The sequence below is a fragment of the Mycobacterium sp. NGS17 genome, assembly GCF_059813205.1.
Genome location: NZ_JCALED010000004.1, coordinates 318,110 through 330,149 on the forward strand (window position 1 = coordinate 318,110; position 12,040 = coordinate 330,149).

The 12,040-nt window shown below is 65.1% G+C and carries 12 protein-coding genes and 4 tRNA genes; 7 read left to right on the forward strand and 9 right to left on the reverse strand.

What is annotated here, in order from left to right; translation table 11 throughout:
* Positions 1-8: 8 nt before the first annotated feature.
* The 3 genes from AC5Y7E_RS11575 to AC5Y7E_RS11585 form a co-directional block, all read right to left on the reverse strand.
* Positions 9-803, reverse strand: a complete 795-nt coding sequence (locus tag AC5Y7E_RS11575; protein ID WP_499919829.1) for a sulfite exporter TauE/SafE family protein — start codon at positions 801-803, stop codon at positions 9-11.
* An 81-nt stretch (positions 804-884) separates the two neighbouring features.
* Positions 885-1,826 (reverse strand): catalase family peroxidase, encoded by a 942-nt coding sequence (locus tag AC5Y7E_RS11580; protein ID WP_499919535.1) that lies wholly within the window; start codon positions 1,824-1,826, stop codon positions 885-887.
* Positions 1,827-1,844: 18 nt separating this feature from the next.
* A complete protein-coding gene (locus tag AC5Y7E_RS11585) occupies positions 1,845-2,636 on the reverse strand; it encodes an SDR family NAD(P)-dependent oxidoreductase (RefSeq protein WP_499919534.1) in 792 nt (263 codons plus the stop codon).
* 299 nt (positions 2,637-2,935) lie between these two features.
* On the opposite strand from AC5Y7E_RS11585, the gene AC5Y7E_RS11590 reads away from it, so the two are divergent.
* From AC5Y7E_RS11590 to AC5Y7E_RS11600, 3 genes are all read left to right on the forward strand, one after another.
* Positions 2,936-3,409 carry a hypothetical protein gene (locus AC5Y7E_RS11590; protein ID WP_499919828.1) on the forward strand — a complete coding sequence of 158 codons (474 nt, stop codon included), beginning with the start codon at positions 2,936-2,938 and terminating at the stop codon, positions 3,407-3,409.
* Positions 3,410-3,502: 93 nt separating this feature from the next.
* Entirely contained in the window at positions 3,503-5,062 is a 1,560-nt protein-coding gene (locus AC5Y7E_RS11595; protein WP_499949015.1) for a long-chain-fatty-acid--CoA ligase, read from the forward strand.
* On the forward strand, positions 5,059-5,850 hold the full coding sequence (locus AC5Y7E_RS11600) for an MBL fold metallo-hydrolase (protein WP_499919532.1): 792 nt from the start codon (positions 5,059-5,061) through the stop codon (positions 5,848-5,850). The genes AC5Y7E_RS11595 and AC5Y7E_RS11600 overlap by 4 nt, the downstream gene beginning before the upstream one ends.
* Here the strand turns inward: AC5Y7E_RS11600 and AC5Y7E_RS11605 are convergent.
* From AC5Y7E_RS11605 to AC5Y7E_RS11615, 3 genes are all read right to left on the reverse strand, one after another.
* Positions 5,845-6,675 carry an enoyl-CoA hydratase/isomerase family protein gene (locus AC5Y7E_RS11605; protein WP_499919531.1) on the reverse strand — a complete coding sequence of 277 codons (831 nt, stop codon included), beginning with the start codon at positions 6,673-6,675 and terminating at the stop codon, positions 5,845-5,847. The two genes, AC5Y7E_RS11600 and AC5Y7E_RS11605, sit on opposite strands and share 6 nt — an antisense overlap.
* A 127-nt stretch (positions 6,676-6,802) precedes the next feature.
* Positions 6,803-7,240, reverse strand: coding sequence for an Rv1443c family protein (locus AC5Y7E_RS11610; protein WP_499919529.1), 438 nt, complete (start codon positions 7,238-7,240; stop codon positions 6,803-6,805).
* A gap of 133 nt (positions 7,241-7,373) precedes the next feature.
* Positions 7,374-7,445, reverse strand: a tRNA-Val gene (locus AC5Y7E_RS11615).
* A gap of 181 nt (positions 7,446-7,626) precedes the next feature.
* Between AC5Y7E_RS11615 and AC5Y7E_RS11620 the strand changes: the two genes are divergently transcribed.
* The 4 genes from AC5Y7E_RS11620 to AC5Y7E_RS11635 all read left to right on the forward strand — a co-directional run bounded on the left by AC5Y7E_RS11620 (position 7,627) and on the right by AC5Y7E_RS11635 (position 8,246).
* A tRNA-Gly gene (locus tag AC5Y7E_RS11620) sits at positions 7,627-7,699 on the forward strand.
* A 28-nt stretch (positions 7,700-7,727) separates the two neighbouring features.
* Positions 7,728-7,801: transfer RNA gene (locus AC5Y7E_RS11625), tRNA-Cys, on the forward strand.
* Between the two features lie 12 nt (positions 7,802-7,813).
* A tRNA-Val gene (locus AC5Y7E_RS11630) sits at positions 7,814-7,888 on the forward strand.
* Between the two features lie 157 nt (positions 7,889-8,045).
* Positions 8,046-8,246, forward strand: a complete 201-nt coding sequence (locus AC5Y7E_RS11635) for a YegP family protein (protein WP_499949016.1) — start codon at positions 8,046-8,048, stop codon at positions 8,244-8,246.
* A gap of 148 nt (positions 8,247-8,394) precedes the next feature.
* Here AC5Y7E_RS11635 and AC5Y7E_RS11640 read toward each other — a convergent pair whose 3' ends face one another.
* The 3 genes from AC5Y7E_RS11640 to AC5Y7E_RS11650 all read right to left on the reverse strand — a co-directional run bounded on the left by AC5Y7E_RS11640 (position 8,395) and on the right by AC5Y7E_RS11650 (position 12,019).
* Positions 8,395-8,538, reverse strand: coding sequence for a hypothetical protein (locus AC5Y7E_RS11640; RefSeq protein ID WP_499949017.1), 144 nt, complete (start codon positions 8,536-8,538; stop codon positions 8,395-8,397).
* Positions 8,539-8,591: 53 nt separating this feature from the next.
* A complete protein-coding gene (locus tag AC5Y7E_RS11645; RefSeq protein ID WP_499949019.1) occupies positions 8,592-9,389 on the reverse strand; it encodes a GAF domain-containing protein in 798 nt (265 codons plus the stop codon).
* Positions 9,390-11,365: 1,976 nt separating this feature from the next.
* Positions 11,366-12,019, reverse strand: coding sequence for a hypothetical protein (locus AC5Y7E_RS11650; RefSeq protein WP_499949021.1), 654 nt, complete (start codon positions 12,017-12,019; stop codon positions 11,366-11,368).
* Positions 12,020-12,040: the final 21 nt, after the last annotated feature.

A 12,040-nucleotide genomic window follows, 5' to 3' on the forward strand; every position in this document is an offset into this window, starting at 1 on the left:
GCCTCTCGTCAGGCCACGGCGAGCAGGCGATACAGGCCGATCAGGCCCACGACCACGATGACGGCACGCAGCGCGTTGCCCGACAGCCGGCGTCCATAACGCGCCCCGAGCAGGCCGCCGACCAGTGAGCCCGCCGCGATCAGGCCGGCGGCCGGCCAGCTGATCCGGTCGAATGCCGCCAACGTATACGCAACGGCGGCAACCACATTCACCACCAGGGCCAACAGGTTCTTGGCCGCGTTCAGGCGCTGCACCGACTCCGGCAGCAGGGCGCCCATCAGGCCGACCAGCAGGATCCCTTGCGCGGCGGTGAAGTAGCCGCCGTAAACGCCGACGGCGAAGGTGCCGAACACCAGTGTCGCCATCCGGCGGGCGCTGACGTGCTCGGGCGAGCGTTCCGACTCTCCCCCGCAAGCGGCGGGTGCCCCCACGGCGCGGCGGGCCGTCCACGCCTGGATCCGCGGCCCGATCACCACCAGCACCAGCGCCAGTACCAGCAACACCGGCACAATCTCGGCGAACACCTTCTCGGGCAGATGCAGCAACAGGTAGGCGCCCACTATCGCGCCCGCCAGCGACGCCGGAAGCTGCCATCGCAGCCGATCCCACTGGCCACGCAGCTCGGCGCGATATCCCCAGGTGCCCGACGCGCTGCCGGCGACTAGACCCGTCGCGTTCGACATCGTGGCCGTCACCGGCGGAAAGCCGAGCGCGACCAGAGTGGGGAAGGTGATCAGGGTGCCGGACCCGACCAGGGCGTTGATCGCGCCAGCACCCAGCCCGGCCAGGCATATGAGGAACATCTGAAATGGCGACACCGAAGAAAAACCTTAACGCGCCGCCGATTTCGGCGCGAGGCGACCATCGCCCCGAGCGCACTCCGGTCAGGCCGGCGGAGCTTCTGCACCGCGTTCGACACCGGTGCGCAGCTTGACCGAGGCCGAATACGCCAGAGTCCGAAAGTGCAGCACCGGATCGTCGGAGGGTTCGATGCCATCGGTCACGCGCATCGGGTCGAACACCACGATGTCGCCGCCGTGCTCACGCTCGGTGTCCAGCCCGGTGATCGTCAGCGTGCCGACGGTGACGATCTGCGTGCTCTGCCAGGCCGCCGACGGGTCCACCGTCGAGTCGGTGGGCCCGGCGATCTGCACCCGGAAGTCGAACCGCACGGGCCCGCCGTCCAGCCGCTCCTTCAGCTCGTCGGTCAGGAAGTCTCGATCCTTGTCATGGGCATCGGACCCGGACAGGTATTCCTCGGATGCACTCGGAACCAGGTGGTAGCGAACGAATCTGGCGCTTCCGTCGGCGGCGATCCAGCGGAAGGCGTGCAACCCGTGGTATTCGGTGGTGGCGTAGCTGGCCGGGACCCGGCTCGCCTCGCGCAGGATGGGCAGCGCGCCGAGCAGTTTCGGATGGTAAAGCAGGTGTTTGGCCATGCGCAGCGGCGTCGTGAGGCCGGGCCGCATCGCTTTGAGCAGATCGATGAAGCCGTCGGGAGTGCTGGAGACGAACAGCCGGGCGGTCTGGGTCGAGACATCGGTGGTGGAGCCGTCGGGCAGGGTGAACTTCACCGCCATCCCGCGCACGCCGGACGCGCCGTCGCGCTGCTCGGGATTGCCCGACCCATTGGAGAAGCGAATCAGCGCCGGGACGGTCGAACCATCGAGATGTTGTGCGCGCGAGAGCATCAGCGCGTCGGGGGTGGCGGTGAACGTGCCGCGATACAGGGTCCCTTTGGCGTGCAATGCGCGACAGCCGGGCTGGGCTCCCCCGGCGCCCCGGATCGCCTCGATCGCCTTGTCAGGAGTAAGTCCACCGCTCATGGACGAATCTTAGTTGGATCAGTCGGGAAAGCCGAAGAGTTCGACGACACCGTGATCGCGACCGGCGGTGTAGCCGCCGTCGACGGCAAGGGCCTGGCCGCTGACGAACGAGGCATCGGGAGAAAGCAGGAAGGCGGCCATGGCGGCGATCTCCTCCGGCCGCCCCAGCCGCTGCAGGGCGTGCTCCTTGGTGATGGAGGCCAGCGGGCCCTCCATCCCGGGGATGCTGAAAACGCTGTGCGCCATGGGCGTTTCGATGAAACCGGGACAGATGGTGTTGGCCCGGATGCCGCTGGGCCCGTAGTCGAGCGCGATGTTCTTGGTGAGCAGCACGACGCCGCCCTTGGCCGCGTTGTACGAACTGCCACCGGCGGTGCCCTCCAGACCTTCGACGCTGGCGACGGTCACGATCGAGCCGCGTTCGCCGTCGGCCCGGGGTTGGTCGATCATCCTGGCCAGGGCGGCCTTGGCCACCAGGAAGGTGCCGGTGAGGTTGATGCCGATCACGCGGTCCCATTCGGCGCGGTCCAGCAGGTGCACCGGACCTCCCCCGGCGACACCGGCGGCGTGGAAGAGGCCGTCGAGGCGGCCCGGCACCGCGGCCAGCACCGCGGCGATGGCGGCTTCGTCGGTCACGTCGGCGGACACGAAGGTGAACCGCGGGCCCAGGTCGTCGGGTGGGGCGGCCAGGTCGGCCCCGACCACGGTGCCGCCCTCGGCCAAGAGTCGCCGCGCGGTGGCCAGCCCGATTCCCGACGCGGCGCCGGTCACGACGAAGGTGCGGGAACGGGCGCGCTCGGGGTTCACCATGTCGAATCCTTGTCTGGGTCGTCGGGCCGGTCGGCCCCGTCATGGTGACACACGTTCGCGCCGTTGGCTTTACAAATTGGCTCGATCGGCATGCCCGCCTTGGACATTGCCGGGGCCGCTGGAGGACGATGTTTCCACCGGCGAATTTCGCAGCGACGACGGCGTTAGGAACAACGATGTCAATCACTCAGCCTCGGGCGCTCGCCCGTCGGTCCCGATGGCGACTGAGAACGGCGAGCGCGGTCGCGGTGATCGCGGCCCTTAACTTCACCCCCGACCGGGCCGAACGCACCGTCGCGATAACGCTGACGTCCGACGACGCGATCGCCATCGCCCAGGGCGTCTCCGTCACCCCCGCGCCCGGCTGGACGCTGGGGCATCGCGGCCCGAACTGGGTGGCGCTGAACAACGCCGACACCAGCGCGCAACTGCGGATCACCGTCAAGCCCGCCGGCGGAACCGATGCCGCAGGGCTCCTGCAGGCCGACATCGACCAATTCACCGGCAACGCCTCGGCCATCCTGACCGATGTGAACCGACTGGCGCCGCCCGACGTCAAGGCGCTGCCCGGCCCCAACTTTCAGCAGGAAGCCTCCGTCAACTACACCGCGACGGTGGTGAACCCGCAGGGCACGATTCCGGTGATCGGCACGTTCACCGAGCTGTTGAACACCTCGAACGGCCGATCGGCGTTCATCGACTTCCGGCAGGACAGCAGCGCCACCACCCAGGCCGCCGGCGACGGTGGAATGATGATCGGCTCCATGGATTGAGGCGCTGACCATCCGCGCGGGCGAGGGTCGGCGTCGCGGCCGCGGGACCGACCACGTATTACAGACGGAAACACATCGAACGCGGAGGGGTTCATGCCACCAGGCGACACGAGGACCGGCGCGGCGGAGACGCTCGCCGGCATCGTCGAAAGCCACGCACAGCACAGTCCCGACGCGATCGCCATTCGCTTCGGCGAACGCCAGTGGTCCTGGGCCGAGTGGAGTTCGCGGATTCGCCGCACGGCCGGGGCGCTGCGCGCCGCGGGTCTCGAGCGGGGCCACTGCGTGGCCTTCCTGGACAAGAACCACCCCGCCTGCCTCGAAGTGCTCATTGCCGGCGCCTCCATCGGCGTCGTCACCACCGTCGTCAACTGGCGGGTGATCGGCGACGAACTCGTCCACGTGCTGGCCGACAGCGGCGCCCGCGTGCTGCTGGTCGGCGCCGAGTTGCGCGGCGCGGCCGAGGCGGCCGCCGGGCGGGTACCGGGCGTCAACCGCATCATCGAGATCGGCGACGAGTACGAATCGCTGCTCGCCGCGGCGGCACCGACGCGCCCCGACCCGACCGTCGACGAGAACGAGACGGCGTTGGTGATATACAGCTCCGGCACCACCGGCCGCCCCAAGGGCGTGCTGCTCAGTCAGCGTGCGCTGGTCAATCACGCGTCGAACCTGGCCCCGGCGTTTCCGTTCGCCGAGGGCGACGCGAACCTGGTGGCCATGCCGCTGTTCCACGTCGGCGGAATCGGCTATGCGCTGTTTGGAATCCGTTCCGGTGCACCGACATTCATGACTCGCGAACCCGATGCCGCCACGCTGATCGGCGCGGTGCGGGCCGGAGCAACCCACGCGTTCTTCGTCCCGCCGGTGATCGCCCGGTTCCTGGACGCCGGTGAGGCGGCAACCGCGGCCATCGCCGGCCTGCGTTACATCGTGTACGGCGCCGCGCCGATGCCGCTGCCGTTGCTGCATCGAGCGTTGTCCACCTGGCCCGAGACGAAGTTCGTGCAGGTGTACGGGCAGACGGAACTGTGCGGCGCGGTCACCGCGCTGTCCGACGACGATCACCGCGACGCCGCGAGACCGGAGCTGCAGCTGGCGGCCGGAAAGGCGGTGTTGGGCTGCGAGATTCGCGTCGTCGATCCCGAATCCGGAGAGCCGTTGCCGACCGGAGAATCCGGCGAGGTGTGGGTGCGCAGCAACCAGAACATGACCGGTTACCTCAACCGGCCGGAGGCGACGGCCGAAACCATCACCGCCGACCACTGGGTTCGCACGGGCGACATCGGGCGCCTGGACAGCGACGGCTACGTCTACATCGAAGACCGCATCAAGGACATGATCATCACCGGCGGCGAGAACGTGTACGGCCCCGAGGTGGAAAGCGTGCTCATCGAACATCCCGCCGTCTTGGACGCCGCGGTGATCGGGGTGCCCGACGACTTCTGGGGCGAATCCGTCAAAGCGATCGTGGTAAGCGACGGCGCAACGGACGCGAAGCACATCATCGAATTCTGCCGACAGCATCTGGCCGGCTTCAAATGTCCGCGCACCGTGGACTTCGTGCCGGAGCTGCCCCGCAACGCGAGCGGAAAGATCTTGAAAACTCAGCTGCGGGAGCCGTTCTGGCGCGACCGGGCACGCGGCATATGAGCACTCGCGTGGGTGCGGCACGCCGCGACTGTGCGATCAGCGTGCTGGGCGGACCGACCACGGTGATCGACATCGCGGGCCGCAGGATCGTCATGGACCCGACGTTCGATCCGCCTGGGGTGCACGACTACCTGACCAAGCTCACCGGTCCCGCGGTGAGCGCCGCGGCGCTGGGGCCGGTGGACGCGGTGCTGGTCAGCCACGACCAGCATCCCGACAATTTCGATGACGACGGCCGCCGGATGGCGCTGGCCGCGCCGCTGCTGCTCACCCATCCCGGTGCCGCGGGGCGTCTCGGAACGCCGGCAATCGGATTGGCGCCGTGGCAGTCCTACGAATTCGACGGCGGATCGCTTGCCGTGCAAGCGGTTCCGGCAGTGCACGGTCCGGCCGACGGGCAGCGCGACGCCGGCGGCCACGTCAACTGCGAGGTGACGGGTTTCGTGCTGTCCGGGCCCGGGCTGCCGACGGTGTACCTCAGTGGGGACAACGCCTCGATGGCCGCGGTCCAAGACGTCGCCGATCGCGTCGGCCGGGTCGACGTCGCCGTGCTGTTCGCCGGCGCCGCGAGCGTGCCCACCAAGGAACGCGGACGGCCGCTGACGCTGACCGCGGCGCGTGCGGCCGCCGCGGCCGAACTGCTGGACGCCGACACGGTGATTCCCGCCCACGTCGACGGCTGGGCCCATTTCACCGAGGGCGTCGACGAATTCGTCGCGGCGTTCGATCAGGCCGGCATCAGCAACGTGCTGAAGGTTGCGTCCCACGGCGAGTGGATCGACTTATAGGCGCCCCTCGACGCGCAATTCGGGGTGCACCCAGTCGGGTGAGCGACGTTCCTTGAACGAGCGGAACCCCTCGATGGCCTCGGCGTCGGACAGGCTGGCCGCCATGCCGATCCGGTCATAGAGGCCCAGATAGCTGTCGATGCTGGACTTGATGACGCCGCGGGCGCGGGGGGCGGTCCGACAGCATTGTGCGAGTAGGTCTTTCGCCGCATCCAGCAGACCCTCATGTGGAACCACCCGGGTGACCAGGCCCCAGTCGAGGGCTTCGACCGCGGTGAGCACCCGTCCGGTGAACATGAGGTCGCGGGTGCGCACCGGTCCGATCACCCGGGCGAGCATCTGGCTGTAGTAGGTGTCGGCGTAGCCGCGGAATAGCTCGGGCACCCGGAAGGTCGCCCGATCGCTCACCACCGACAGGTCGCTGCACAGCGCGATCTGGAATCCGCCGCCCTGGCATAGCCCGTTGACCGCCGAGACGATGGGCTTGCCCGAGGTGCGGACCGCGTCGAACGGGGTCACGTCCATGCCCAGCGCGGAACCGAAGGTGATCCAGTTGTCCTCGCCTCCCCCGCCGCCCATGTCACCGCCGGGCGCGAAGACGTCGCCGGTTCCGGTGAGCACCAGCCCGGCCAAGTCCGGGTCTTCGTTGAGACGTCCTACCGCATAACGGATTCCGAAATACATCGCCGGGCTCAACGCGTTGCGTGCGTCTGGTCGGTCGATGGTGCAGACCGCAATCGGGCCCTGGCGTTCGAAGCGCAAGTACGGCGTACCCAGCCAATCGCCTTCGGGTGGACGGGGGCTGCTCTGCGGTGTCTGCGCCACGGGGCTCCTTTCAGGTCGGCGTCGCCGCAAATGCGCCGCGCCGCGACGCGGCTACTGTAGCTCGTACGGTATCGGCGGGGCTGAGCGACTCGAACCGCACCGTCTGATGCGGGGCGTCCGTGCGCCGTCAGTGCAGGATCTGCGCGAGCTTGCGCCATCGTCGGTGCCGGTGGCGAAACATGACCCGGACGAAGGCGCGGGTCAGGAGCCCGTGCACGCCGTCGTCCGTCTCAATCTCGTCGGTGTAGCGGCAGCTGCGGTCGTCAATGGGTTCGAACGTCAACCGGTGGTTCCAGGTGCGGACCGGGCCACCGTGCTCGTTGGTGTAGATCTCGGTCGGCTCGAGCCGCTTGATGGTGAGGTGGTGGGTCCAGCCCGGGATCACGCCGAACCACCAGAGCCGCGCCGATCCCTGGGTGCCGACCTCGATGCGCTCGGGGACGTCGAGGCGGTAAGCCCGCAACACCGGGCTGAGGACATGCCGCATCAGCTCGGGCTTGCGCGCCAAAGCGGAGGCGGTCTCGACCGGGATCGGCAGCTCCGTAGTTAGGGTTACCTTACTCACGCAGCTCATGGTCGCTGAAGGGACGCGATTAGGCAAGGGCAGCGTGGTCAGTGGGGCGGTTCTCGGCCGTTGGCGCGGGCGGCCTGGGCCGGCCAGGACGGTGAAGTGGCCTATGTGGGCTGGCCAACCTTTGTGGTCCCGGCTGGGATCGAACCAGCGACCTTCCGCGTGTGAAGCGGACGCTCTCCCACTGAGCCACGGGACCGGCGCCGAGACGGCGAACGACGTCGAAGACTAGCACGCGCCAGCCCCCGACAATACCGGCCGCATCGTGTGGCAGGTCGGCGCGATAGCCTGGACACGGCTTGTACCAAGAAATTTGTATGTGCCCGCTCACGTGGACTATCGTCGTGCTTCGCACCGGGCGACGATCTCGTCCGAGGCGCGCGGATGTAGCGCAGTTGGTAGCGCATCACCTTGCCAAGGTGAGGGTCGCGGGTTCGAATCCCGTCATCCGCTCGAAGGTGCAAGTGGCGTGGACCCCAACGGTGGAGTGGCCGAGTGGTGAGGCAACGGCCTGCAAAGCCGTGCACACGGGTTCGATTCCCGTCTCCACCTCCAGTTGATTTCCCGGCGCGATTAGCTCAGCGGGAGAGCGCTTCCCTGACACGGAAGAGGTCACTGGTTCAATCCCAGTATCGCGCACCAGAGTTTTAGCAGCTCAGAGTGTGTTTCTGTATGTGATATTTGCCTGCGTGACCTAGATATGACCTGACGGTGGCAATGCTGCGAAGCGGCAACCGTCACAGGCTTTAGGGGCGTAGCGTTTTCGTTGTTCGAGTTAAAACGAACAAGGAGAACTGCCATGGCAGCCAAGTTCGAAATCAGCAAGGACAAATCCGGCAAGTACCGCTACCACCTTAAAGCGGCCAACGGCGAGATCATCGCCAGCGGCCAAGGCTACAAAACCAAAGCGAGTGCCGAGAAGGGCATCGAGGCCGTCAAGACAAGCGCTTCTGCCGCGAAGGTCATAGACCTGACCGAGCGGGAAGCGGCGCACAACTAGCGCGCGTTGGCGCACTGCGTCCATCGCGCGCCGCGAACACAACGGACGTGCGGCGATCTCTTGCGAATCGAGTGGAACCAGGTCGTTGCTGTCCGCGTCTGAATACTTGATCGGGCCGTCCTGCCTCTCTCCAGGGCAGCCCGATTGATTAGCGGTGCTCCGCGCGTTCGCGAGCCACCTCGCGCTCAACCGCTGCGCGGGTGCGCTGCCGGGCTTCCGCGTAGTAGCCGGCGGGGTCGTCCAGAATCTTTTTAACCCGATCGTCGGGGACCGGTTCGATACGCACCGCCATATCTACCTCCCTTTTGCCCGCAAGTTGCAACACTATTGTAGGTCCGCCGAAGGTTACTCCGTCGCACCGACACCGGGACGCAATTCTTGGATTGTCCTAGCAATCCCGAGGAGACCAGCCATTACGGTGAGCAGGTCAACATCACGCTCCTCCAGATCCCCCGGGTTGGGAGCATCGACGGTGAGCATCCCGTATGCAGTGGACCCAGCAACTACCGCAACCGAAATGAACGTTCTGTAGTCACGCTCTTTTTCGTTCCATCCTGGCGGGGGGTCCTTGCTGGTGTCGTGGCAGAAGCGGTGTCCATTGGCTTCTACCATCGCGATCGCATCGCGGCCATCTTCTGATTCTTCGCCGAAGGTTGAACGCGTAGTGCCCACACGTCCAGCGTGATACATCGTCGGCACGAGTTTCTTTGGCGGTCCAGGCTTTAACTCGAAATAGCACGAACGGGTTTCATGGTCAGGACCGATGATCTCAGCAGCCGTCTTCACGATCACCCAAAGCACGCGGCCACCCAGTCCCGGCGTGCGCGCGCCGCCAGCCAAGCATCTGACGATCGGATCGAGGGCCTGGTTCATTTCGACGCGGGTCTGTGTACGCACATCGATTTCACGTTGCGCTGCGCGCGATTCCCGTCGCTTCGCACGGATAGCCGCATATGCCGGCAGACCTGCAGCAATGACTGTGGCAACAATCTGGCCCGTCAGCCACCAACCGTAGATGCCCCCCGACGGCCTTCTGACGAACGATCCGCAAACGACAGCGGTAGCGCCAGCCGCGACGGTCAATGCGACCGTGATGTAGTCCCACCAACTGAGGCTCGATCGCTGACTGGTGCTAAGGCTCATCCGTTTTGGGCCCCTCCTGTTGCGTGCCATCTGAATTAACCAAAGACGGGCAGTAGCTTAAGCGCATCCAGAACGGCGGTACGGCTATTTGGACAAAGCCCGCTTGGAGAAAACCACCCGAGACCTGATTGACCGGATTTTCACAATTCGCGATATAAGTAACCGCGGAAGCGTCTACGCTCCCATCGACGAATCGGGTCACACGTCAGTCAGAGGGAGCCGGGGCGGGGGTCGGTATGGCAGCAATGGGGAACGATCAAGAGAACACGGACTTTATCCGGCAGTCAGGCGCGATGCCGTGGCCTCCGCAGGATGCTGACCCGCCACTGGACTACCCTCTGCCGCCGCCGCTTAGCGCCGCACCTTTCTATCTCCCGAACTTGATCGCGGCGATCGTTGCGGGCGTGGGGATAGTTGTCGGCAGCATCGGCACGTGGGCATCTCTCGGGCCAGTCAGCCTCGGTGGTATGGATTTTCGTGGGGATTGGGGACTTGTTACCCTCATCCTTGGCGCGGTCGCGGCCGTCGCCCTATTTGTCCAAATCAATTGGGGTAGAACAAGCTTCAGCCTTCGTTGGGCGGTGCCGATCGCATGGGCGGTGCTCGTGGCCGGCGTTGGATGTCTAGCCATCGCTTTGGTTAACACGGCAACGGTCACATCCTTCTCGAAATTGGTATTCGGAGTACCCGGTGTCGCGCAAGTGGGATGGGGTCTCTGGCTAGTCGTCATTTGCTCGGCGGTACTAACCGTGACAGCAGCAATTGTGGCCGTACAAGTCGGCACGGCAGCAAGTCACGACTACAGGCATCCTTCGCAAGCGGCTTGGTCAGGTGCTTGGCGGTGGGCGGCGATCGTTGCGTCGGCGATAATCTTCGTAATCGCGATCATCAATGCCTATCGCCCGTTCATGATCGATAATGGTGGCGGCCAACAAGTCACCGCGACCGCTACTCAGACCGTGACGGAGCGACCCTCAACATCGACGGTTACTTATCCGCAGCCACGGGTTGAGCCTCCCGCGCCGGTCCCGGCTCCCGAAACTCTGCCCCCGAATGCTACGCACTGCACATCCAATCCAGTGAACGTCCCGCTGAGCAATTCTGCCGCCGGTACGGAGATAACCAGTTGCCCATTCGCTGAAGCGGTACGCGCACAGTACCTTCGGCAAGATCCACGAGGTGCACCCATCACGCTGAACGTCATGAGTCCTGTCACTAACCAGAGCTACGTGATGACTTGCATCGGCTCCCACGTAATTACCTGCACTGGGGCAAACGACGCGGTGGTCTACCTGTACTAAGCAACCTAAGCCGACGGAGAACTCGCCGTCATTGACTTGACCACCGCCAGCTTCCCGCGGCGCGGGGTCCGCTTCGACAGCGTGCCCAGAATCGCCACCAGCTGGCGTGCCGCGGCGGGCTGAGTCGCTACATGCCTCGGATCGTCGAGGATTTCAGCCAACGCAAACGCCACTGCTGTCAGGCCGGGACGTTCGACAGCGGCCGGCGCAGCATCCAATTCCGCACGCACAGCCCTAACGACAGACCCGTCCTGTGCGGAAACTGGCGGCGAACTAATGACATTCAGCTTCGGAGGGTCCGGCGGGTCGACCGGAAGCCCACGCTGGCGTCGATAGCGGTCACGCTGGTAATCGCGCTCGGCGGCCTTACAGACGCCACAGCGGCACCCGCGCGTATACCTGGTGCGCCCATGGGCCAGTGTCGCCATTTGCTCTCAAATCTGAAGGGGATAGGTACATCTCGGGAGGGAGGGGGCCACGCGGAGTCGAGGGCCCCCAGCAGTTTTCGCCAACGAATTTTCAATCTCACATGTGAGACAGCATTTTCGTGGGCGAAAGACTGCCGCAGCCTCTGGCTCGTCCGGATGGTCGTTTGCTGAGATTTGCATACCCCCTGGCAGGAGGTCCACATCTCGGAATGACCGGGAAGCGACTCGGAATTCGTCATGATGCCGCCTAAGTAGCCGCTACTTCTATCAGCCTGATGACGAACAAGCAAATCACAATCGACGGAACGATGACCATAAACTTGCCCCGCTCTGGAAACGCTTTAAGCGCAAGGCCACCTAATCCGAGCGCACCAATTCCGACAAACAAAGTGACAAAATCAATCGGGCTGAAGTGATCTTTGCCTTGAATGACCAGCCCTAGGCCGAACAGCAGAAATATACCCGCCGCCACCGCCGCGGCCCTCGCATTTTGTAGGAGGCCTGGCGCTCCGTCGACCTCCGGTTTGATGCCAAGGCTATCAACAGGTACGTCCAAGTGGCATTGCCAACACTGAAATGTGGGCTCGCCTCGCGGCACGTTTTGCTCCGCATTGCATCGTGGGCAATGGACAGCGACCAGACCCATTGGGGTAGCGGGTTTGCCAGGCGACGCGATAGCAGCAGCCAGGATACCGAAGAGGCCTAGGAAAATACCCAGCATAAAAAAGCCACCGGCGCTCCGCTGTTTGTGCTGCGCTATCGCACTTGCGATAAGACCGCTGGACAACGGAATCAACACTCCGATTGCTACGAATCCCCCCGACGTCATGTCTTCCCTCCCGAACATCGAAAACCGATTGGTTCCCGCTTTTGCTGGATAAATCTTGATCGTTGACCCCACCAAAGTGCCGCCCTCATGGTG